This is a genomic window from Streptomyces sp. NPDC096311 (assembly GCF_044763085.1).
Lineage (GTDB): Bacteria > Actinomycetota > Actinomycetes > Streptomycetales > Streptomycetaceae > Streptomyces.
In genome coordinates this window covers 38,302-59,367 of the sequence record NZ_JBIWFN010000038.1, presented here as the reverse complement: position 1 = coordinate 59,367, position 21,066 = coordinate 38,302, and the positions used below count along the sequence as shown (strand labels likewise).

The following is a 21,066-nucleotide window of genomic DNA, read 5'->3' as shown; positions in this document are numbered from 1 at the left end:
GAGGCCGCCGCCCGCGCCGCCCGCGCCCACGGTGGCACGGCCCACCAGCAGGGCCTCGGCTCGACCGAGGCCATCCTGACCGACCCCGACGGAGCGCACTTCACGGTCACCTGCAAGGGCGCCCCGTAGCTCATCGGGCCCCGGCTGCCAGCGAGTCCCCCAGCGCCGTGCGCTCGTAGAGGACGTACTGCCCCTGTCGGTGCGACACCAGCAGCCCGGCCTCGCGCAGCACCGAGAGGTGGGACGAGACGGACGAGAGGGCCAGACCGTGGCGGTTCGCCAGGGTCGTGGTCGAGGCGGGACCGTCGAGACCGACGAGGACGGCGGCGCGGTGGGGTCCGAGCAGCCGGGCCAGCGCGGCGGGCGCCTCGGCCGGTGCCGCCCCGGTAGGCGGGCCGCCCGTGCCCCGGGCCGGATAGATCACCGTCGGCTGCCAGGGCCGGGCGAAGCCGCTCACCACGTCCGGCCGTACGAAGACACTGGGCATCAGCAGCACACCCCGCCCGTCGGGCCCCTGCGCCTCCTTCAGGTCGGCGTACCTGCGCAGAGTGAGGGTGTCGCCCACCCACTCGATCTCCGGGTGCAGGTCGCCGAAGAGCGCCTCCAGGCCGCCGTCCGCCAACTGCCGTGAGCGGTAGGCGATATCGGACTCCAGGAGCGCCTGGTGGCGGGGCCAGTCCGGCGCGAGCAGCGCGTGCCAGGCCCGCTCGGTGAGGTCGGCGAGGCGTCGCACGGTGCCCGCCGGGTCCTCCAACGCCGCCCGCCCGTACGGAGATGCGGCGGCGCCGGGTGTGCAGGCGAGCGAACGCGCCAGCTCCGTACGGGCCATGGCGGGGTCGGTGGCGCGCATCAGGGCCAGCTCCTCCTCGAAGGAGGCGTTCGGCGTCCGCGGCGGCGGTCCGAGGAAGTCCGGGGTGTAACCGCCCTTGCGGGGGATGAACAGCCACAGCTCCGCCAGCTCCAGGCCCGCCACGATGTCGCGCACGCGCCGCAGCCAGTCCCGGTGGAAGGCGTGCCGGTCCGGGCGCCGCAGCATGCGCAGCGCCTCGTGCGTCTGGCAGAGCGGGGACACCGCGAACCGGCAGCGCGTCAGATCGCCGGTGCCGAGGTGCAGGGTCAGCGGCAAAACAGTCTCCGACGGGTCTTCGGCCGAGCTCACGGGATCGGGAGGGGGCGATTCGGCTCCAGCCGAAAGAGTAGTGGGCCGCGCGGCGACCCCGCAGGCTGGCCCGTGGCCGCGTCCGCCCGCCCCCCTTCAGCACCCCCTCAACACCCCTTCACAGAAAGGCTCGTGGATGGCGAGCGTTCGTCTCACCGCCTGGCGCAGAGCCGCCGTCGTCGCCGCGCTCATGCTGGCCGCGTTCACCTTCAACACCACGGAGAATCTGCCCGTCGGACTGCTCCCGCTCATCGCGGACGACCTGCGCGTGTCGCTCTCCTCCGTCGGGCTGCTGGTCACCGGGTACGGCCTGACCGTCGCCGTCGTCTCGCTGCCCGTCGCGCACCTGACCCGGTCGATCCCTCGCCGCCATCTGCTGTCGGGCCTGCTGGGACTGCTCGTGGCGGCCAGCTGGATGTCGGCGCTGAGCGGTGTCTCGTACGGTTTCCTGCTCGCGGCACGGATCGCGACCGCGCTGGCCCAGGCGCTGTTCTGGGCGGTCATGGGTCCGGTCGCCGTGGGGTTGTTCCCGCCCGAGCGGCGCGGGCGGGTGATCGGGCTGCTGTCCGTCGGGGGCTCGCTCGCCACGGTGCTCGGGGTTCCGGCGGGTACCTGGCTGGGCGGGCACAGCGGCTGGCGGGCACCCTTCGTGGTGCTCGGCGCGCTCGGCCTCGTCGCGCTCGTCGCCGTCGCCGTCCTGCTGCCGACCTCGCGCCCGGACGAGGGGCACGCGGCGTACGGAACGACTCCCGACGTCCGCCGGTTCGCCGTGGTGCTGGCGACCACCGCGCTGTCGGTCACCGGCGCCTTCGCGGGATTCACGTACGTCGTCGCCTTCCTCGACGAGGTGAGCGGATTCTCCAGGGATTCGGTCAGCGCCGTGCTGCTGGCGTTCGGGACGGCGGGCATCGCGGGCGTCTCGGCGGCAGGCCCGCTCCTCGACCGCTTCCCGCGCGCAACCCTGACGGTCCCGGTGGCGACCCAGGCGGTGGCACTGCTCGGGCTGTACCTGGGCGGCGGGCGCAGCCAGGTGGCGGTCGTCGCCCTGCTGATGCTGCTGGGCGCGTCGGTGGGACCCGTCTTCATGGCCACGCAGAGCCAGGTCCTCCATGTCGCACCCGGGCGCACGGAACTGGCCCTGGCGGCGAACTCAGCCGCCTTCAACGTGGGCGTCGCGGCGGGTGCGCTGACCGGCGGCGCCCTGCTCCACACCGCCGGGGTGCGCGGCACGTTCCTGTGCGGCGGAGTGCTCACGCTCGGCGCCCTGGCCGTACTGGCCTGGCCCGCGACCGGCTCGTCGCGGGCCAGGGCCTGTCCGGCGGATCAGGTCGGAGGAAAGTAACGGCGCTTTATGACTCCGCGTCTCCGGCATACCCCGCGTCTCCGGCATGATCCGCCGGACTAGGCCCCTGGGCCGGACGGTCAGGGCAGTGGTTCGGCGGTGGGCACCATCGGCGACTGGTAGCCGCCGCTGGCCAGCATCCGCACTTCCCCCGCTGTGCTGATCTCGGCGCGGAGGATGCCGGTGGGGTCGCAGTACACCGGGTTCCCGCCCGGTCCAAGGGTGTCGGTCCGTTCGACGACCACCTCGTCGGTGATGACGCCGACGCCTGATTCCTGATGGGTGAAGATCAACCGGTAGCGGTCCGGAGTGTGCATGACGACCTCCCGTACCCGAGACAAGCCAGAGTTACATAAGCGGGCAAATCGACCCCCCTCCATGATGCGGCCAGATCGGCCCGACAGCAGCACTCACCGAGCGGCCCGTGACACGGGCCCCGACCGGCCTCTGTCACACCATGCGCCGCCCCTCGCCTCGGGGCGCCCGGCAGTGTAGACATAGGCACATGGTCCGGCTCTTGGGTCGATCCCGGGCTCGGTCGACCCCTCGCCCAGGCGGTCCGCGCGCGGGGCGCAGACCCGCGTGGGGACCGCGGTCCGCGCTGGGCGGGCGCAGCGTCGCGGGCCAGGTGTTCGTGCTGCAAGTGGTGATCGTGCTGCTGCTGATCGTCTCCGCGGTGGTGGCGCTGGTGCTGCAGGTACGGCACGACAGCACGCAGGAGGCCCGCAATCGTTCGCTGGCCGTCGCCGAGACGTTCGCCCACGCGCCCGGCACCCGTGAGGCGCTGAGCAGCCCCCACCCCACACTCGTGCTGCAGCCGCAGGCCGAGGCCGCCCGCAAGCAGTCCCACGTGGACTTCATCGTCGTGATGAACACCGACGGGATCCGCTACACCCACCCCAAACCGGACCGGATCGGCAAGAAGTTCGTCGGGAACACCGCCCCCGTGCTGGCCGGCCATTCCATCACCGAGGAGATCAACGGGACCATCGGGCCGCTGGTGCAGGCCACGGTCCCCATCAAGGCGCCCGACGGCAAGGTCGTGGGCATGGTGTCGGCCGGTATCACGACCGCCAACGTGGGCGGTGTCGCGAACCGGCAGCTGCCCCTCCTGCTGGGCGCCGCGGCCGCCGCCCTCGCCCTCGCCCTCGGGGGTACGGCGCTCGTGAGCCGACGCCTGCTGCGCCAGACACACGGCCTGGGCCCGTACGAGATGACCCGGATGTACGAGCACCACGACGCGGTGCTGCACGCCGTCCGCGAGGGGGTGATCATCGCCGGCGGCGAGGGACGGCTGCTGCTCGCCAACGACGAGGCGCAACGCCTGCTCGACCTGCCCCCCGACGCCGAGGGGCGGCATGTCCTGGAACTGGGCCTCGAGGCGGACACCGCCGAGCTGCTGGCCTCGGGACGGGTCGCCACGGACGAGGTGCATCTGGTCGGGGACCGGCTGCTGGCCATCAACCAGCGGCCCACGGACCTCCAGGGCGGCCCGCCCGGCAGTGTCGCCACCCTGCGCGACTCGACCGAGCTGCGCGCGCTGTCCGGCCGGGCCGAGGTGGCGCGCGAGCGCCTCAAGCTCCTGTACGACATCGGGGTGGGCGTCGGCACCAGTCTGGACGTGACCCGCACCGCCGAGACGCTGGCCGACGTGGCCGTTCCGCGGTTCGCGGACTTCGCGACCGTGGACCTGGCCGACGCCGTACTGAACGGGGAGGAACCGGACGGCGTCACCGAGCTGCGCCGCACCGCGTGCAGCGGTATCCGCAAGGACGCCCCGCTCTACCCGGTGGGCGAGAAGATCCGCTTCATCGCCTCCACCCCCCAGGCCCGGAGCCTGCGCACGGGCGAGGCCGTCGTCGAGCCCGACCTGGAAGAGGCCCCCGGCTGGCTCGCCCAGGACCTGGAACGCACGACGCAGGTGGTGGAGTACGGCATCCACTCGCTGATCACCGTGCCCCTGCGGGTGGGCCCTCTGGTGATGGGCGTCGTCAACTTCTGGCGCTCCCGCAAGCCCGAGCCCTTCGACGAGGAGGAGCTGGCCCTCGCCGAGGAACTGGTCGCCCGTGCCGCCGTCTCCATCGACAACGCACGCCGCTACACGCGCGAACACACCATGGCCGTGACACTGCAGCGCAGTCTGCTGCCGCGCAACCTGCCCGAGCAGAGCGCCCTGGACATCGCCTACCGCTATCTTCCGGCGCAGGCGGGGGTGGGCGGCGACTGGTTCGACGTACTGCCGCTGTCCGGCGCCCGGGTCGCCGTCGTCGTGGGGGATGTCGTCGGCCACGGACTGCACGCGGCGGCCACGATGGGACGCCTGCGGACCGCCGTCCACAACTTCTCCGCCCTTGACCTGCCACCCGACGAGATCATCGGGCTCCTCGACGAGCTGGTCGGCCGCATCGACCAGGACGAGGCGTCGGCGGACCCCAGCGCCGCGATCACCGGCGCCACCTGCCTGTACGCCGTCTACGACCCGGCCTCCCGGCTCTGCACGGTCGCCCGGGCCGGCCATCCGCCCCCCGCGCTGATCCGCCCCGACGGCAGCGTGGAGTTCCCCGACGTGCCGGCCGGGCCCCCGCTGGGGCTCGGGGGACTGCCGTTCGAGACCGCCGAGCTCAAGGTGGAGGAGGGCAGCCGTCTCGTGCTCTACACGGACGGACTCGTCGAAGACAGGGAACGGGACATCGACGAGGGGCTCGAGCTGCTGCGCGCCGCCCTCACGGGGGCCGACCGGTCACCGGACGACACCTGCCAGGCGGTCCTGAACGCCCTGCTCCCGGACCGCCCGAGCGACGACATCGCCCTGATCGTCGCGGGCACCCGCGCGCTCGGCGCCGAGCACATCGCCGAATGGCAGGTGCCGTCCGAACCGGCCGCGGTGGGCGAGGTACGCGCCTCGGTCACCCGGCAGCTGGCGGAGTGGGGCCTCGACGACATGGCGTTCACCACCGAGCTGATCCTCAGCGAACTGGTCACGAACGCCATCCGCTACGGCAGTGGCACCATCCAGGTCCGCGTGCTGCGTGACCGCAGCCTGATCTGCGAGGTCTCGGACAACAGCAGCACCTCACCCCGCCTGCGGTACGCGGCCACCACGGACGAGGGCGGACGCGGCCTGTTCCTCGTCGCCCAGCTCGCCGAACGCTGGGGCACCCGCTACACCCCGGCCGGCAAGGTCATCTGGGCCGAACAACCACTGCCCTGAGCGGCTCACAGAAGGGCGCACCGTCTCGATCCGGTCCCCCGGCGCGACGAATTCCGCGGTTGCCGGTCCAATGGAGGTGACGGGATACACCGGTACGACATGTGCCGTCGCGTCCATGGGGCCCTGCGGCGGTGCGATGGAGGTCCGCGATGCCCACTGCTCTCCGGCTGCTGCCCGCCCTCTCCCCCGACCACAGGGAACGGCTGATGTCCCTGGCCCGGGAGGTCTCCTTCCCGGCGGACGGAAAGATCTTCGAGGCAGGGGGAATCGCGGACCGCTTCTGGGTGGTCCGCTCCGGAACGGTCTCCCTGCACCAGCGGGTCGTCGGCGAGCGGCACATCTCCGTGGCCACGCTGGGGCCCGGCGATCTGCTCGGCTGGTCGTGGCTGTTCCCGCCGCACCACTGGGACTTCGGCGCCGAGGCGTTCAGTCCCGTACGCGCGTACGAGTTCGATGCCGCGGAGGTGCGCACGCTGTGCGAGCGGGATCCGGCTCTGGAACTGTCGCTGACCCGGACCATCGCCGCGATCCTCGCGCACCGGCTGGAGACGACCCGGGCGGCCCTGATCGAGCACTACGCGCGCCACGGCGGTGGCGGCGTGCGCTGAGGTGAGCGGTGGGGGCCGGGCTGCGATAGGAATCTCACGTGAACCAGACTCCTGACCGCGACGAGACGTCCTTCGAGCTCCTGCCCGGTGCCACCCACTCCCCCGTCATCCTGCACGTCCCGCACTCCTCGCGGCGCATTCCGGCGCCGGTGCGCGCCGGCATCGCGCTCGACGACGCCGCGCTGGAGCGGGAGTTGGACCACATCACGGACGCGCACACCGCCGAGCTGGCCGCGACCGCGGCGCGAGCCGCCGAGGTCACACCATGGCGGTTCGTGAACCGGCTGTCCCGGCTGGTGGTCGATCCCGAACGCTTTCCCGACGAACGGGAGGAGATGCTGTCCGTCGGCATGGGCGCGGTCTACACCCGGACGACCCGGCGCACACCGCTGCGGCCCGCCGACGTCGACCCGCGGCCACTGATCGAGCGCTACTTCCACCCGTACGCGGCGGCCATGACCGCAGCGGTGGCCGACCGGCTCGCCGTCACCGGGCGGGCGGTGATCGTCGACGTCCACTCGTATCCGACGGCCCGGCTGCCGTACGAGCTGCACGGCGACGGTCCACGACCGCAGGTGTGTCTGGGAACCGACTTCTTCCACACGCCGCCCGAGCTGGTCGCCCTCGCGGAGAAGGCGTTCGCGGGCCTGAGCGGCGTCGGGATCGACAGCCCGTTCTCCGGCGCGTACGTCCCCCTGCGCTTCTACGAGAGGGAGCCCCGGGTCACCGCCCTGATGGTGGAGATCCGGCGGGACACGTACATGACGGAACCGGGAGGCCCCACGGGCCCGGGGTTCTCACGACTCGCCTCCGCGCTGACGGCTCTCGTCGATGCCATGGTCAGCGGGTGAAGCGATAACAGGTCTGGCTGAAACTCTTGCCCCTGCCGAAGCCGAAGACGGTGTGGGGCGCCACCTCGAAGACCAGGGCGAGGCCCGCGTCCCCGGCTTCCTCCGTCGACGGCGGCGCCGCAGCCGCCGTAGCGGAGTCGAAGGCCCCGTTGCGCACCTCGAAGTGCCACTCCGGGCCGTACTTCGCCTCCCACGCCGCCGCCAGCTCGGTCAGCCGCTTCTCGTCGGTGATCCGGACCGCGTCGCCCTCGACCACCAGGTCGGGGCCCTCGCCGTAGGCGTTGGTGCCGGTGGTGAGAACGACGTGCGGGTTGGCGGCGAGGTTCAGCCCCTTGCGCTCCCGCGCGCCCGTGGCGAAGTGGAGCGCCCCGTTCAGCCACACCGACAGCAGTGGGGTCACGTGGGGTCGGCCGTCCGGACGTACCGTCGCCAGCCAGAAGATCTCGGCCTTCTCCAGGCGCGAGGCGGCCTCGGCCCAGGGTGCGGCGGTGGCCCCGGGGGAGCTGTAGCGCGCGTCCAGATCGGTCTGCGGTTCCTGCGTCTGTGCCCGTGTCGGCATGGCGGAGTCCTCTCGGTCCTCGGTTCCTCACCCATGGTTCCCGTGAAGCGCTGACTCCGCGCGCGGATCCCTCTAAGGTCGGGTCCAAGGTCGCGGTAAGCAATCGCTCAGCCACGAGCACCGGGAAGGGTACGGGATCATGCCGGTCGTCGACGCGTGGATGCAGCACCCCACACTGCGCCACTCCAACCACGAGATGTTCGAGTCGCTGCGCCGCTGGACCGGCATGAGGCTGCTGGAGGAGCCGCTTCCGGTGAAGGTCACGGTGGCGGCGCTCGCGGCCGCCGACGTGGAGATCGGGCTGTCCGCGGCCTGGTACGGGCCGCAGGGGCCCCTGATCGGCAACGACGAGGTCGCCGAGTTCGTCGCCCGGTCCGAGGGGCGGCTGCGCGGGGTCGCGGGCGTGGACCTGACCCGGCCCGTCGCGGCCGTGCGGGAGCTGCGGCGGGCCGTCCGGGAGCTGAGCTTCGTGGCCCTGAGGATCGTGCCGTGGCTGTGGCAGCTGCCGCCCACCGACCGGCTCTACTACCCGCTGTACACCGCCTGCGTCGAGCTCGGCATCCCGTTCTGCACCCAGGTCGGACACACCGGACCGCTGCGCCCCTCCGAGACGGGCCGGCCGATCCCGTACATCGACCAGGTCGCACTGGACTTCCCCGAACTGACCATCGTCTGCGGGCACATCGGCTACCCGTGGACCACGGAGATGATCTCGGTGGCCGACAAACACGCCAACGTCCACATCGACACCAGCGCCTACACCGCCCGCCACTACCCGACCGAACTGGTCGACTATCTGCGCGGCCGGGGACGGCGCAAGGTCCTCTTCGGCTCCAACTACCCCATGATCACGCCGAGTCAGGCGCTGGAACACCTCCCTGACCTGCGCCTCGACGAGGAGACCACCGAGCTGTTCCTGTCGGGCAACGCCCGCCGCGTCTTCCGCCTCGGGGATCATTCGTAGATGCTGGGGCCAGGTACACGTTCGACCCCGAGGTGAGGGCAGCCCGTCGATGGCTTTGCAGATCAGCGCCACCAACCCGGAGCACCCCGCGCTCCTGCTCGAACTGCCCTGGCAACTGCCGCTGGAAGAGTGGCCGGAGCACTACCTGGTGCCGCTCCCCCGCGGCATCTCGCGGCACGTGGTGCGCTACGCGCGCGCCGGGACCGAGGTCGTGGCCGTCAAGGAGCTGGCCGAGCGGCCCGCCCTGCGCGAGTACGAGCTGCTGCGCAGCCTGGACCGGCTCTCCATCCCCGCCGTGGACCCGCTCGCCGTGGTCACCGGGCGCACCGACGGCGAGGGTGGCCCGCTGGAGCCCGTCCTCATCACCCGGCACCTGGGCGGCTCGATGCCGTACCGGTCGATGTTCGAGACGACCATGCGGCCCGCCACGATGCACCGCCTGATGGACGCGCTGGCGGTGCTGCTGGTGCGGTTGCATCTGGCGGGGTTCGCGTGGGGCGACTGCTCGCTGTCGAACACGCTGTTCCGGCGTGACGCCGGAGCGTACGCGGCGTATCTCGTGGACGCCGAGACCGGGGAGCTGCACCCGCAACTGAGCAGTGGGCAACGGGAGTACGACCTCGATCTCGCCCGCGTCAACATCAGTGGGGAGCTGCTGGACCTGGAGGCGGCGGGGGCCCTGCACCCCTCCGTCGACCCGATCGAGTTCGGCATGGAGATCTGCGCGCGCTACCAGAGCCTGTGGGACGAGCTGACCCGTACGTCCGTCTACCCGGCGGGCAAGCACCACTACATCGACCGGAGGATCCGCCGCCTGAACGACCTGGGTTTCGACGTCGCCGAGATGCAGATCGCGCACTCCTCGAACGGGGACACGGTGACCTTCGTGCCGAAGGTCGTCGACGCGGGCCACCACCAGCGCCAGCTGCTGCGGCTGACCGGGCTCGACGCCGAGGAGAACCAGGCGCGCCGGCTCCTGAACGACCTGGAGAGCTGGATGGCCACCCAGGACGACTACGCGCCCGGCGATCCCCTGGCCGCCCGCCCGGAGGTCCTCGCCCACCGCTGGGTGCGGGACGTGTTCCGGCCGACCGTCCGGGCGGTGCCGCTGGACCTGCGCGGCACCATGGACCCGGCCGAGATCTACCACGAGCTCCTCGAACACCGCTGGTACCTGTCCGAGCACGCCCAGCACGACATCGGCCTGGACACAGCCGTGGAGGACTACGTCGCCACCATCCTCCCCAAGATGCGGGAGTCCCTGCTGCCACCGGCCGAGGCCCCCGCAGAGCCCGCGTGAAGCGGTTCCAGAGCGAAGGCGGCCGTTCGTACATACGATTGAGTCCGACACTGTCCTGCTCGGGGTGGGAGACGTATGGCACAGGCCGCCGCTACAGCGCGGACCGTCATTCTGACCGTGGATGACGATCCCGGGGTGTCGCGCGCCGTGGCGCGCGACCTCAGGCGCCGCTACGGCGAGTCGCACCGGATCGTGCGCGCGGAGTCCGGGGAGACCGCGCTGGACGCGCTCAAGGAGCTGAAGCTGCGGGGCGACCAGGTGGCGGTGATCCTCGCCGACTACCGGATGCCGCAGATGAACGGCATCGAGTTCCTGGAGCAGGCGCTCGACGTGTACCCCGGCGCACGCCGGGTGCTGCTGACCGCGTACGCGGACACGAACGCGGCGATCGACGCGATCAACGTGATCGATCTGGACCACTATCTGCTCAAGCCATGGGATCCGCCGGAAGAGAAACTCTATCCAGTCCTCGACGATCTGCTGGACGCCTGGCGGACCAGCGACTATCGGCCCGTGGCGACCTGCAAGGTGGTCGGGCACCGGTGGTCGGCGCGCTCCTCGGACGTACGGGAGTTCCTGGCCCGCAACCAGGTGCCCTACCGCTGGTACTCGTCCGACACGCCGGAGGGGCAGCGACTGCTGTCCGCGGCCGGTCAGGACGGGGAGCGACTGCCGCTGGTGATCACGCCGGACGGTACGCCGCTGGTCGAGCCCGATGACCCGGATCTCGCGGCGCGGGTCGGCCTGGCCACGACACCGACATCGGAGTTCTACGACCTCGTCGTCATCGGCGGCGGTCCGGCCGGCCTCGGAGCCGCCGTGTACGGCGCGTCCGAGGGGCTGCGGACCGTACTCGTGGAGCGCTCGGCGACCGGCGGGCAGGCCGGGCAGAGCTCGCGCATCGAGAACTACCTCGGCTTCCCGGACGGGGTGTCCGGGGGCCAGCTCACGGACCGGGCGCGGCGGCAGGCGGCGAAGTTCGGCGCCGAGATCCTCACCGCGCGCGAGGTGACCGGCCTCGAGGTCACCGGAGCGTCCCGCACCATCCGTTTCTCGGACGGCTCGGCGATCTCCGCGCACGCGGTGATCCTGGCGACCGGTGTCTCGTACCGGCAGCTGCAGGCGCCGGGCCTGGCCGACCTCACCGGGTGCGGCGTCTTCTACGGTTCGGCGCTGACCGAGGCGGCTGCCTGCCAGGGCCACGACGTGTACATCGTGGGCGGGGCGAACTCGGCCGGGCAGGCTGCCATGTACCTGTCGCGCGGCGCGAAGTCGGTCACCCTCCTCGTACGGGGAACGTCGTTGTCCGCCTCGATGTCGCACTATCTGATCCAGCAGATCGAGGAGGCGCCCAACATCACGGTGCGCACCTGCACGGTCGTCGACGCGGCGCACGGCACGGACCATCTGGAGCAACTCACGCTGCGGGACGTGACGAGCGGGCACACCGAACTCGTCGACGCGCAGTGGATGTTCGTGTTCATCGGCGCGGCCCCGCTCACCGACTGGCTTGAGGGGACGGTGCTGCGGGACGGGCGTGGATTCATCCCGGCGGGTCCTGACATGACCATCGACGGGCAGCCGCCCAAGGGCTGGGAGCTGGACCGGCCGCCGTACCACCTGGAGACCAATATTCCCGGCGTGTTCGTGGCCGGGGACGCGCGTGCCGAGTCCGCGAAGCGGGTCGCTTCCGCGGTCGGAGAGGGAGCCATGGCCGTCATGCTCGTCCACCGTTATCTGGAGCAGTCATGAGCGGGCGGCTGATGCCGTGCGACATGGCGGAACTGAGCACGCTGTTCCTGTTCGAGAAGCTGGACGCGGACCAGCTGGGGCGGCTGTGCCGGGAAGGCCGGGTGGAGGAGTTCGACCCGGGTCCCGTCTACACCGAGGGTGATCCCGCCACCTGCTTCTTCGTGCTCCTCGAAGGCACCCTGGTGATGTCGCGCCGGGTCGGGGGTGACGACGTGGAGACCACCCGCAGCTCCCAGCGCGGGGTGTACGCGGGGGCCACCCAGGCCTATGTGAGCAAGCCGGACCAGGCGCGCTACCGGGGCTCCCTCCGCGTCACCGTGCCCTCCCGGTTCTTCATCCTGCCCGCCGAGACCTTCTCCTCGATCATGCGGGACTGGTTCCCCATGGCCGTACACCTGCTGGAAGGGCTGTTCTACGGCACCCAGAACACCCAGCGGACCATCGGACAGCGCGAGCGGCTGCTGGCGCTCGGTTCGCTGTCGGCCGGGTTGACGCACGAGCTCAACAATCCGGCCGCGGCGGCGGTCCGGGCCACCTCCGCGCTGCGGGAGCGGGTCGCGAAGATGCGGCAGAAGCTCGGCGCGATCGCCGCGGGCCCCTACAAGCGGGACACTCTGGAAGTCCTGGTCGAGATCCAGGAGCGCACCGCCGAGCAGGTCGCCAAGGCCACCCCCCTGAGCCCGCTGGAAGCCTCCGACCGGGAGGACGCGCTCGCCGACTGGCTGGACGACCACAACATCGCGGGCGGCTGGCAGCTCGCGCCGACGTTCGTGCAGGCGGGGCTCGACACGGACTGGCTGGACCAGGTCGCGGCGGCCGTGGACGAGGAGACGCTCCAAGGCGCGGTCCACTGGCTGAACTACACCGTGGAGACCGAGCTCCTCATGAACGAGATCGAGGACTCCACGACCCGTATCACGCACCTGGTGGACGCGGCCAAGCAGTACTCGCAGCTCGACCGCGCGCCGTATCAGGTCGTCGACGTCCACGAACTGCTGGGCAGCACGCTGATGATGCTCTCCGGGAAGATCGGCTCCGGCGTCAAGGTCGTCAAGGAGTTCGACCGTACACTGCCCAAGATCCCCGCGTATCCGAGCGAGTTGAACCAGGTATGGACGAACCTCGTCGACAACGCCGTCTCGGCGATGGGCGGCGAGGGGACCCTGACCGTGCGCACCGCACTCGACCACGACGACCTGCTCGTCGAGTTCCGCGACACCGGTCCCGGGGTACCGCCCGAGATCCGCGACCGCATCTTCGACCCGTTCTTCACCACCAAGCCGGTGGGTGAGGGGACGGGGCTCGGTCTGGACATCTCATGGCGGATCGTCGTCAACAAGCACCACGGGAGTCTTCAGGTGCAGTCCGTCCCGGGCGACACCCGTTTCCAGGTACGCCTTCCCCTGACCGCCGCGGACACCGAAACACCTGAGGAGTCCTCATGAGCCTGCCCGCCGGAATCGATCCGAACGTCCCGCCGAGCGGTCCGGGGTGCGGGGACTGCGACGCCGCCGGCGGCTGGTGGTTCCACCTGCGCCGCTGTGCGCAGTGCGGCCACGTCGGCTGCTGCGACGACTCGCCGGCCAAGCACGCCACCGCGCACGCGCGGAGCACCGGTCATCCCATCATCCGCAGTTTCGAACCCGGTGAGGCCTGGTTCTGGAACTTCGACACGTCCGAGCTGTACGAGTCCGGCCCGGACCTCGCTCCCCCGCTGAGCCACCCCGAGGACCAGCCGACACCGGGTCCCGCGGGGCGGGTGCCGGCGAACTGGGCGAGCTCGCTGGGCTGACCTGCCGCCCGTGCTCTCGGCTCCGTGCCTTCAGCGGACGTCAGCGCACTGAGTGGCCGTACATCTCGCCCAGGGGCTCGGCGAGGAGTTCGACGCGGGCGCCGTCGGGGTCGCGGAAGTAGAGCGAAGTGCCGCTCTCCTCCTCGTAGTCGACCCCGGCGGCGTCGAGCCGTTCGCGCAGCCGCTGCCAGGTGGTGGGGTCGACGGAGATGGCCAGGTGATGCAGCCCACCGAGCACCTCGGCGTAGGGGCCGAGGTCGAGGCCGGGGAAGTCGAAAAAGGCCAGCAGGTTGCCGTTGCCGACGTCGAAGAAGAAGTGGGTGGAACCCTTGTAGTCGCGGTTCTCGATCACCTCGGTGAGCGGGAACTCCAGGATGCCCTGGTAGAAGCGGACGGTCCGCTCGACGTCGGCGGAGAGCAGCGCCACGTGGTGCACTCCGCGTGCGGAACTCGCCGGCCGGTCCGAGGCCAGATGCGTGTCGCGGATGCGCGTACGCTCCGCCTCGATGGCCGCGAGGTCCAGGGGCTCCTGCACACTCATGGGAAGCTCCGTCCGCCATTCAACTACTTTGTCCTCACTCTAGACCTCGCGACCCCACGTGTGCCACCGGTCGGTGGCGGCCACGGTGCCCTCGATCGGTCGCCCCCGGGGCGCCGAAGCCCCGCTGGCCATAACCACCACCGCGGCCGAGAGCATGGGGGCGCAGACGCGGCATCAGCGCGGACGCGGCATCAAAGCGGCCATCCCGGTCCCGGCCGACCGAGTCCGCAACCGGCTCAAGCGGCAGCGCGGTCGCCACGACGTACGACAGACCCGCCGTCCACTACAAGGCGACCGTGCTGGTCGCAGCCCTCAACGACTGGCCGTGACCAGCGCTTTCGCAACAGACCCCGACGACCTCTCACCGGGCGGGTGAACGCCTTCTGCACCGCCTGGTCCGGGACCTTCGGGCCCGCTGCCCGCCGGGCCATCAAGGCCGCCGTCACCGCAGCCCGGTACACCGGTGGCGTCATCACCGCCCGGCAGGCCCGCCAGATCCGCGCCCACCCTGAACTGGCCGTCTACGACAGCCCCAACACGCTGCTGATGTGCGTCTGCAAGCGCGACAAGGCCCTGTGCCACCGCGGCATCGAAGATGCTCCCAGTCTCGGCCAGTACGTCCCCACCTGCGCGAACATCGCCCGTACCGATCAGCACGCCGTCGGCCTCCGGCGGCGAGCCACCGTGCTCGACCAGCGGGCAGCCCATGTCACCGGCCCGCTCGGCGAGCGGCTGCACGGCAACGCCGAACGCCCGCGCGACCTCGCCGACGCTCACCACCGCACCCGCATCACCCTCCAGGACGGAACCACGTGACCCCCGCACCCGACGAACGCGACCGTATCCGCGCGGCCATGGACCGCATCCCGCAAGGGACACCGCAGCACTCCACCGGTGCTCTGACGGTCGTCGCCCCGGCCGAGGAAGCCGGCGTACCCCGCAACGCATTGACCCAGCGCCACCCCGACCTCAAGAGCGGCTTCTACGCGCAGGTCCGGGCCCGCGGGCAGATCCCGGACTCCGAGATCCGCTTGCGCAAGCAGGTCGTCGGACTGAAGGAACTCCGCCAGCAGGACGCCACGGAGCTGGTCCAGCTGCGCACCGACGTCGACCGCCTCGTGCGCGCCGTCAACCAGCTGACCGCGGAGAACCGGCAACCGCGTGGTGCGCTGTCCCAACCCGGAATCGCCGTCGGGGCACTGCCGCCCCAGCCTCGCTCTGGGATCAGTTCCGTTTGCCCTGGGGCACACCCGCACGCTGTTGCCCAGCACGGCCACGCCAACAGCAGCGGCAGAGCGCGGAGTTCACTGGGGTGGCTGAGCCGTTACGCGCCTGTCGTCGAGCCGGGGCGGACGATCATCAGGACCACCACGATCAGCCAGAGGAGGGCGAACAGGCCGGTGATCAGCGACAGGCGGGGCAGCTGGGCGATCAGCGACTCCGTGGCGGTCGGCGTCGGGTCGGGCCTGTCGAGCTGGGTGATCACGTGGTCCTGGGTGCCGAGCACCGCGATGCCCAGCAGGACGGCAGCCACCGCTGTCAGAGCCATGGAAGCGATGAGCCAGGCGCTGCCCATCACGCCCATCACCTCGGCGGTGCCGACACCGAGGACCGGTACGGAGATTCCGACCACCGAGTAGACCCGGCAGATCCGGTGCAGCAGCCGTACCGCACCCTTGGCCGACTGCTGCTCGGGTCCGTCGGCCAGTGCCTGGCGCGCGAAACGCGGGAACAAGCTCGCCGCGATGGTGACCGGTCCGATGAGCAGGATCGCCCCCAACACGTGGACGCTGAGCAGGAATTTGGCCATGCTGATGTCTCTCTTTCGCGACTTCGCGCGCACGCTGACGCGGGGCTCCAGGCGCGCGGCTTCAGTCTGGGCTTGGACCGGGCCGACGGCTGATCACGGCATCGTCCGGAGGTCCGGCCGTCCGGAGGTCCGGAGGTCCGGCCGTCCTTTTGACCGGTGCTCGGTTCGTGGGCGGTGCCGGTGTTGATGCTTGAGCTGCTCAGCGATCAACACCGGCTGTTCGGGGGACGGTTGTACGGACAGCAGTCCTGCGGGTGCCTCACACCGTCCCGTCGACGTACTACCGCTCACGCATCAGCGGATGTCCGGGGACTGTGAATCTTCTGGCGGACGAACAGGGCCGCGGGCACGGCCATGGTGATCAGTACGACTCCGCCGATGAGGTTTCCCAGGTGCACGGCGTCGGTGAACGCCCTGGGTACCGCCGTTCCCACCACGCGGGCGAGGGAAGTGGGGAGGTCCGCTCCGCCACCCCCGTGTGACACACCCTCCACGATCTTGTCCGCCTGCGGCGAGGGGATGTTCGCCTCGACGAGGCGGTCGTGCAGGTTTCGGGGGAAGCGGCTGGTGACGATCGTTCCGAGCACACTGGGGCCGAGCACCGTGCCCAGCTGGCGAGCCATGTTGACCGCTGCCGCCGCCATGCCCTCCTGCTGTGGCGGGACACTGTTGACCGCGGCAGCCGTCGAAGGCGCCGTCAGTAGGCCCGCGCCGACGCCCGCGATGAGCAGCCCCGGCCACATCGCCCCGTAGCCTCCCGAGGCGTCGGTCGCGAGCAGTGCGAGGGACCCGGCTCCGATGAGGACCAGACCTGCGGTGATCAAGGAGGTCAGGCCGACCCGGCGTACCAGCACCCGGGCGGCCACCACGGTGACCAGGAGGAACGTTCCGAACAACGGCAGCAGGCGCACCCCGACGTCGAGAGGGCTGGTCTGTCCCACGCGTTCCATGTAGAGCACGCTGAGCAGGGCGACACCGACCAGTCCGAAGACGCTGACAGCGGCCACGCCCATCACGGCCGAGAAGGAGGCGCTCCGGAAGAGCCTCAGGTCCACCATGGGGTCGGGGTTGCGGAGTTCCACGCGTACGAACAGGAACAGGGATAGGGCGAAGACCACGTACATGGTGATGATCGGTGCCTCGGTGTATCCCGTGGAGCCGCCCTGGATGATCGCGTAGGTGGCCGAGGCCGTCATCACAGTGCCGAGGACGAGGCCCGCGAGGTCGGGCTTGCGCGTGGGGTGCTTGGACTCGGCCACGAAGACCGGGGCCAGGAGGAGGGCCGCGCCGGCGATGACGATGTTGGCGATGTAGACGGAGTGCCAGGAGAAGTGTTCGAGCAGGGCTCCGGCGAGGATCGGGCCGACGGCCAGGCCGACTCCGGAGCATGCGGCCCAGATGCCGATCGCGGAGGTGCGCTCGTGCGGGTCGGTGAACGTGGCGCTGACGATCGCCAGGCTCGTCGGCAGTACGGCCGCCCCGCCGAGGCCCGCGATCGCCTGTGCGGCGATGAGCATGCCGGCGCTGTCGGCGAAGACAGCGACCACGCTGCCGGCCAGGAAGACGGCGGCACCCAGGCTGAACACTCGCCGGCGCCCCACGAGGTCGCCGAAGGTACCTGCGGACATCACGAAGCTCACGACAGCGAGGCTGTAGGCGCTGGTGATCCACACCAGGGCGCTCGCGGTGACGTGCAGGTCGGTCCGTATGTCGCCCAGGGCCGAGATGGTGGAGGTGACGTCGACGAAGGCCATCATGACGCCGAGGCAGACCACCAGAAGGCCGAGCCAGCGGGACCGCCCGCTGGCGGGGCCCGCGGCGCGGGAGGTCCGAGCGGGAACGGACGCCGTCATCGGACCGCCACCGCCCTCTTCCGAGACACGCCCAGTGACACCACGCCCGCGACGGCCATGAGGGCCATCGCGACCAGCCATGCGTGCCGGTAGGTGTCCAGGGAGGCGCCACCGGAGGCGGTGCCGAGTATGGCGACCAGGATGCTGATGCCGACGACCGAGCCGATCTGCGTCGACATGGTCACGATGGCGCTCCCGGTGGCGGCCTCCTCGGGGCGCAATCCGACCGTCGCGGACGAGACGACGGTCGGGAGCGCCAGGCCGGCGCCGAACCCGAAGAGCAGCCAGCACGGGAGGACTCCGGAAAGGTAGTTCGGGTCGTCGTGCAGCAGGAAGACGAAGAGCAGGATGCCGACGGAGGCGATCGCGCTGCCGACCGCCGCGACGACACCGGCCGGGATCCGGAACCGGCGCTGGAGGGTCTCACTGATGGTGGCAGCCACCGCGAAGCCGATCGGGCCGGGAAGGCTGGCGCATCCGGTCTTGATGGCGGAGTAGTGCCAGTGGTTCTGCATCCAGAGGATCGACGACAGCAGGAGGCTGCCGAACGAGGCCACTTGCAGCATGCCGGCCAGGTTCGCCGAGGCGAATATCCGGTCACGGAAGAGCGAAAGGTCGATCACGGGCACCCGGTGCCATGACGAGCGGAACAGGAACGCCACCAACCCGACCACTGCCACGGCCAGGGACGTGATGACCCGGGTGTCCGACCAGCCCCAGTCGGGCGCCTTCACCACGCCGAGAGCCAGGGCGCCGACCACGACGATCAGCAGGACACCGCCGAGCAGGTCGGGGATGCGGGCGTCCTGTTCGTGCCGGGCGTTGGTGATGAGCCGGGCGGCCAGCGCGATGGCGAGCAGTCCGAACGGAATGTTCACCAGGAACAGCCACCGCCAGGATGCCTGGACCAGCAACCCGCCGAAGATCGGCCCGCACACCCCGGACAACGAGCCCGCGGTGAACCAGATCTTGACGTACCGCTCCACCTTGTCGGCGGGGGCGCTGGTCAGGACCAGGCCGAGGCTGGCGGGGGTCAACAGGGCGGCGCCCACCGCCTGGAGGGCACGGAAGACGACCAGCACCCACACGTCGCCGGACAGCGCCGCGCCGAGGCTCGCCGCCACGAAGACGGCCATGCCCAGAAGGAAGCCGTTCTTGCGTCCGAAGCGGTCGGCGAGCCGCCCGGCAGGGACGAGAAGAGCGGCGAAGACGATCGCGTAGCCGTTGAGTACCCAGCTCAGGTCCGACAAAGAGGTCGAGCCCACGCCCTGTCCGATGTTCGGCAGGCCGACGTTGGTGATCCATACGTCGAGCTGGCCGAGGAAACTCGCCATGGCCAGCACAGCGAGGATGAGAGCCGGACGGGCGTTCGAGGAGCCTTCACCTCCCCTCTGCGCCAGTGGAGGGGCCATCTGATCTTGCGAAGACATGCGTCTTGTCCGTTCCGTGGGCTTTGAGGAGTGCCGAGAGTGGCTGGCAGCATAGTTCTGGACCGCCTTGTCAAGAACCCTACGGATTTCTGGAACAACATGTCAAGAATGCTCGGACGGCCCGCAAACCTGGCGTGCTGTCAGGTGTGCGTCACCTCCGCCTTGTGACGGAACACCGCCCGGTACTCCTGGGGAGACGTTCCGAGATGCCGGTGGAAGGCGGCCCGCAGAGACGCCGGAGCACCGAAGCCGGAGAGACGGCCGACCTGCTCGACGGGCACGGCGCTCGCCTCCAGCAGCTCCCTTGCCCGGTCGATACGTGCGTCGGTCAGCCAGGCCATCGGCGTGGTACCGGTCTCCTCGCGGAAGCGGCGGATCAAGGTCCGCCGGGACATGTGGGCGCGCTCCGCGAGGTCGTCGACAGTCAGGGGGTCCGCGAGGTTGTCGAGCATCCACTCCCTCAGCGGGGCGAGCTCGTCCCCGCTGGCTTCAGCGCGGAACTGTTCGATGAACTGGGCCTGGCCTCCCCGTCGCCGTGGTGGCGCGACGAGGTCCCGCGCGCGGGTGTTCGCCGCCGCCGCGCCCAGGTCGGTGCGGATCAGATGCAGGCACAGATCGATCCCCGCCGTCACACCGGCGGACGTGAGGATGTCGCCGTCGTCGACGTAGAGCTGGTTCGGCAGGACGTCGACGCGCGGGTAGCGCCGGCGCAGTTGCTCGGCGTGCCGCCAGTGCGTGGTGGCGGGGCGCCCGTCGAGCAGTCCGGCCGCGGCGAGGGCGAAGACTCCGGTACAGATGGAGACGAGCCGGGCGCCCCGGGCGTGAGCCGCCCGCAGTGCGGCCAGGAGCTCCAGCGAATGGGGCATGTCGATGTCGTCGTAGCCCGGGACGATCACGGTGTCGGCGTCCTCCAGTGCTTCGAGGCCGGCCGCGACCGTGATCGCGAAGCCGGACACGGGCACGGATCCGGGCCCGTCCTCGGCGCACACGGTCAGCTCGTAGTGCCGGTCCGTCGAGAAGATCTGCGTCGCGGCGCCGAATTCGAGCGCGAGCACACCGGGCAGTACGAGCACGGCGACATGGTGTCTGTTCGTCATAGTGGCACGACAGTAGCGATGGTTGGCATCAGTGCCACTTTTCGCGCGACATCCGCTTTCGTAGCGTCACATCATGACCAACGCTCCCCCTGCCTTCTCGTACAGGCTGCACGACGGCGTACTGGCTCTTCCTTCCGGACCGCTGGTCCAGGCGAGCTTCGCCGCCGCCCGAGCCGCCGTGCATCCGTCCGTGCTGAACCACTGCATCCGCGGCTTCTACTGGTCCCGCCTGTTCGCCGCCCACAAGGGGGTTCTGAACGATGCGGACTACGACGAAGAACTCCTCTTCGCCGCCAACGTGCTGCACGACCTGGGCACCGGGCCGGACGCACCGGGCCTGCTCCGGTTCGAGATCGAGAGCGCCGATCTCGCCGCCGCTCTGCTGACCGGTCTCGGCGCCCCGGCCAGGGATGTCGACAAGGTCTGGGAGGCCATCGCCCTGCACACCACTCCGCAGATCCCCGAACGCCTGGGACTGCTGACCTACCTGACCTACGAGGGCATCTGGGTCGACTTCGGCAAGAACGCCGACCTCGTGGCCGAGGAGCAGAAGCAGATCCATGCCGCATATCCGCGGCTGCGGATGGCCCACCACCTGGCCGAGCAAGTCCTCGCCCACGGCGCCCGCTCCGAGACAGCCGCGCCTCCCTACGCGCTCGCCTTCCACCTCGCGCAGGAACGGGCGGCCGACGGCGTCACCACCATGGAACGAGGCGTGGTCGGCGGGCCGTGGGGCGAGTAGCCGTACTTGAAACTTTTCCGGCTTCCCGGCTTCCCGGCTTCCCGGCTTCCCGGGA

Annotated in this window: 19 protein-coding genes; 11 read left to right on the top strand and 8 right to left on the bottom strand. The window is 70.6% G+C overall.

Features of this window, described 5'->3' with window-relative positions:
• Window positions 1–130: 130 nt before the first annotated feature.
• Entirely contained in the window at window positions 131–1,126 is a 996-nt protein-coding gene (locus tag ACIRA5_RS50860) for a DUF5937 family protein (protein ID WP_403704761.1), read from the bottom strand.
• 169 nt (window positions 1,127–1,295) lie between these two features.
• On the opposite strand from ACIRA5_RS50860, the gene ACIRA5_RS50855 reads away from it, so the two are divergent.
• Complete coding sequence (locus ACIRA5_RS50855; RefSeq protein WP_403704758.1) at window positions 1,296–2,501, top strand: MFS transporter; 1,206 nt, start codon at window positions 1,296–1,298, stop codon at window positions 2,499–2,501.
• Window positions 2,502–2,581: 80 nt separating this feature from the next.
• Here the strand turns inward: ACIRA5_RS50855 and ACIRA5_RS50850 are convergent, their stop codons facing one another.
• On the bottom strand, window positions 2,582–2,818 hold the full coding sequence (locus ACIRA5_RS50850; RefSeq protein ID WP_352052947.1) for a DUF6296 family protein: 237 nt from the start codon (window positions 2,816–2,818) through the stop codon (window positions 2,582–2,584).
• A 188-nt stretch (window positions 2,819–3,006) separates the two neighbouring features.
• On the opposite strand from ACIRA5_RS50850, the gene ACIRA5_RS50845 reads away from it, so the two are divergent.
• The 3 genes from ACIRA5_RS50845 (at window position 3,007) to ACIRA5_RS50835 (ending at window position 7,171) form a co-directional block, all read left to right on the top strand.
• On the top strand, window positions 3,007–5,712 hold the full coding sequence (locus ACIRA5_RS50845; protein ID WP_403704755.1) for a SpoIIE family protein phosphatase: 2,706 nt from the start codon (window positions 3,007–3,009) through the stop codon (window positions 5,710–5,712).
• A gap of 149 nt (window positions 5,713–5,861) precedes the next feature.
• Window positions 5,862–6,320 carry a cyclic nucleotide-binding domain-containing protein gene (locus ACIRA5_RS50840; RefSeq protein WP_403704752.1) on the top strand — a complete coding sequence of 153 codons (459 nt, stop codon included), beginning with the start codon at window positions 5,862–5,864 and terminating at the stop codon, window positions 6,318–6,320.
• Window positions 6,321–6,358: 38 nt separating this feature from the next.
• Window positions 6,359–7,171: an N-formylglutamate amidohydrolase gene (locus tag ACIRA5_RS50835; RefSeq protein WP_403704749.1), complete on the top strand. Its 813-nt coding sequence runs from the start codon at window positions 6,359–6,361 to the stop codon at window positions 7,169–7,171.
• Here the strand turns inward: ACIRA5_RS50835 and ACIRA5_RS50830 are convergent.
• A complete protein-coding gene (locus ACIRA5_RS50830) occupies window positions 7,161–7,730 on the bottom strand; it encodes a pyridoxamine 5'-phosphate oxidase family protein (RefSeq protein WP_403704746.1) in 570 nt (189 codons plus the stop codon). The two genes, ACIRA5_RS50835 and ACIRA5_RS50830, sit on opposite strands and share 11 nt — an antisense overlap.
• A 139-nt stretch (window positions 7,731–7,869) precedes the next feature.
• Here ACIRA5_RS50830 and ACIRA5_RS50825 point away from each other — a divergent pair, with 139 nt between their 5' ends.
• The 5 genes from ACIRA5_RS50825 to ACIRA5_RS50805 all read left to right on the top strand — a co-directional run bounded on the left by ACIRA5_RS50825 (window position 7,870) and on the right by ACIRA5_RS50805 (window position 13,538).
• On the top strand, window positions 7,870–8,694 hold the full coding sequence (locus ACIRA5_RS50825; RefSeq protein ID WP_403704743.1) for an amidohydrolase family protein: 825 nt from the start codon (window positions 7,870–7,872) through the stop codon (window positions 8,692–8,694).
• 49 nt (window positions 8,695–8,743) lie between these two features.
• Window positions 8,744–9,994 carry a DUF4032 domain-containing protein gene (locus ACIRA5_RS50820; protein WP_403704740.1) on the top strand — a complete coding sequence of 417 codons (1,251 nt, stop codon included), beginning with the start codon at window positions 8,744–8,746 and terminating at the stop codon, window positions 9,992–9,994.
• Between the two features lie 75 nt (window positions 9,995–10,069).
• Complete coding sequence (locus ACIRA5_RS50815; protein WP_403704737.1) at window positions 10,070–11,746, top strand: FAD-dependent oxidoreductase; 1,677 nt, start codon at window positions 10,070–10,072, stop codon at window positions 11,744–11,746.
• Entirely contained in the window at window positions 11,743–13,191 is a 1,449-nt protein-coding gene (locus tag ACIRA5_RS50810) for an ATP-binding protein (RefSeq protein ID WP_403704734.1), read from the top strand. The genes ACIRA5_RS50815 and ACIRA5_RS50810 overlap by 4 nt, the downstream gene beginning before the upstream one ends.
• The gene (locus ACIRA5_RS50805; protein WP_403704731.1) at window positions 13,188–13,538 is read left to right on the top strand and encodes a UBP-type zinc finger domain-containing protein; all 351 of its coding nucleotides are present in this window, start codon (window positions 13,188–13,190) and stop codon (window positions 13,536–13,538) included. The genes ACIRA5_RS50810 and ACIRA5_RS50805 overlap by 4 nt, the downstream gene beginning before the upstream one ends.
• Window positions 13,539–13,578: 40 nt before the next feature.
• Here the strand turns inward: ACIRA5_RS50805 and ACIRA5_RS50800 are convergent, their stop codons facing one another.
• Window positions 13,579–14,079: a VOC family protein gene (locus tag ACIRA5_RS50800; protein WP_352052957.1), complete on the bottom strand. Its 501-nt coding sequence runs from the start codon at window positions 14,077–14,079 to the stop codon at window positions 13,579–13,581.
• A gap of 372 nt (window positions 14,080–14,451) precedes the next feature.
• Between ACIRA5_RS50800 and ACIRA5_RS50795 the strand changes: the two genes are divergently transcribed.
• Window positions 14,452–14,895, top strand: coding sequence for a hypothetical protein (locus ACIRA5_RS50795; RefSeq protein ID WP_403704728.1), 444 nt, complete (start codon window positions 14,452–14,454; stop codon window positions 14,893–14,895).
• A 508-nt stretch (window positions 14,896–15,403) separates the two neighbouring features.
• Here ACIRA5_RS50795 and ACIRA5_RS50790 read toward each other — a convergent pair.
• The 4 genes from ACIRA5_RS50790 to ACIRA5_RS50775 form a co-directional block, all read right to left on the bottom strand.
• Complete coding sequence (locus tag ACIRA5_RS50790) at window positions 15,404–15,889, bottom strand: DUF2269 family protein (RefSeq protein ID WP_403704725.1); 486 nt, start codon at window positions 15,887–15,889, stop codon at window positions 15,404–15,406.
• 287 nt (window positions 15,890–16,176) lie between these two features.
• A complete protein-coding gene (locus ACIRA5_RS50785; RefSeq protein ID WP_403704722.1) occupies window positions 16,177–17,742 on the bottom strand; it encodes an MFS transporter in 1,566 nt (521 codons plus the stop codon).
• Window positions 17,739–19,172 carry an MFS transporter gene (locus ACIRA5_RS50780; RefSeq protein ID WP_403704720.1) on the bottom strand — a complete coding sequence of 478 codons (1,434 nt, stop codon included), beginning with the start codon at window positions 19,170–19,172 and terminating at the stop codon, window positions 17,739–17,741. The genes ACIRA5_RS50785 and ACIRA5_RS50780 overlap by 4 nt, the downstream gene beginning before the upstream one ends.
• Window positions 19,173–19,312: 140 nt before the next feature.
• Window positions 19,313–20,269 carry a GlxA family transcriptional regulator gene (locus tag ACIRA5_RS50775; RefSeq protein WP_403704717.1) on the bottom strand — a complete coding sequence of 319 codons (957 nt, stop codon included), beginning with the start codon at window positions 20,267–20,269 and terminating at the stop codon, window positions 19,313–19,315.
• Window positions 20,270–20,342: 73 nt separating this feature from the next.
• On the opposite strand from ACIRA5_RS50775, the gene ACIRA5_RS50770 reads away from it, so the two are divergent.
• A complete protein-coding gene (locus ACIRA5_RS50770; RefSeq protein WP_403704715.1) occupies window positions 20,343–21,011 on the top strand; it encodes an HD domain-containing protein in 669 nt (222 codons plus the stop codon).
• Window positions 21,012–21,066: the final 55 nt, after the last annotated feature.

What these genes read in the sequence shown, in the direction of transcription:
- ACIRA5_RS50825 (WP_403704743.1), top strand. Translation starts at nt 7,870, where the DNA reads ATGCCGGTCGTCGACGCGTGGATGCAGCACCCCACACTGCGCCACTCC.
- ACIRA5_RS50770 (WP_403704715.1), top strand. Translation starts at nt 20,343, where the DNA reads ATGACCAACGCTCCCCCTGCCTTCTCGTACAGGCTGCACGACGGCGTA.
- ACIRA5_RS50800 (WP_352052957.1), bottom strand. Translation starts at nt 14,079, where the DNA reads ATGAGTGTGCAGGAGCCCCTGGACCTCGCGGCCATCGAGGCGGAGCGT.
- ACIRA5_RS50830 (WP_403704746.1), bottom strand. Translation starts at nt 7,730, where the DNA reads ATGCCGACACGGGCACAGACGCAGGAACCGCAGACCGATCTGGACGCG.
- ACIRA5_RS50850 (WP_352052947.1), bottom strand. Translation starts at nt 2,818, where the DNA reads ATGCACACTCCGGACCGCTACCGGTTGATCTTCACCCATCAGGAATCA.
- ACIRA5_RS50790 (WP_403704725.1), bottom strand. Translation starts at nt 15,889, where the DNA reads ATGGCCAAATTCCTGCTCAGCGTCCACGTGTTGGGGGCGATCCTGCTC.
- ACIRA5_RS50785 (WP_403704722.1), bottom strand. Translation starts at nt 17,742, where the DNA reads ATGACGGCGTCCGTTCCCGCTCGGACCTCCCGCGCCGCGGGCCCCGCC.
- ACIRA5_RS50815 (WP_403704737.1), top strand. Translation starts at nt 10,070, where the DNA reads ATGGCACAGGCCGCCGCTACAGCGCGGACCGTCATTCTGACCGTGGAT.
- ACIRA5_RS50780 (WP_403704720.1), bottom strand. Translation starts at nt 19,172, where the DNA reads ATGTCTTCGCAAGATCAGATGGCCCCTCCACTGGCGCAGAGGGGAGGT.
- ACIRA5_RS50810 (WP_403704734.1), top strand. Translation starts at nt 11,743, where the DNA reads ATGAGCGGGCGGCTGATGCCGTGCGACATGGCGGAACTGAGCACGCTG.
- ACIRA5_RS50845 (WP_403704755.1), top strand. Translation starts at nt 3,007, where the DNA reads ATGGTCCGGCTCTTGGGTCGATCCCGGGCTCGGTCGACCCCTCGCCCA.
- ACIRA5_RS50840 (WP_403704752.1), top strand. Translation starts at nt 5,862, where the DNA reads ATGCCCACTGCTCTCCGGCTGCTGCCCGCCCTCTCCCCCGACCACAGG.
- ACIRA5_RS50775 (WP_403704717.1), bottom strand. Translation starts at nt 20,269, where the DNA reads ATGACGAACAGACACCATGTCGCCGTGCTCGTACTGCCCGGTGTGCTC.
- ACIRA5_RS50820 (WP_403704740.1), top strand. Translation starts at nt 8,744, where the DNA reads ATGGCTTTGCAGATCAGCGCCACCAACCCGGAGCACCCCGCGCTCCTG.
- ACIRA5_RS50855 (WP_403704758.1), top strand. Translation starts at nt 1,296, where the DNA reads ATGGCGAGCGTTCGTCTCACCGCCTGGCGCAGAGCCGCCGTCGTCGCC.
- ACIRA5_RS50805 (WP_403704731.1), top strand. Translation starts at nt 13,188, where the DNA reads ATGAGCCTGCCCGCCGGAATCGATCCGAACGTCCCGCCGAGCGGTCCG.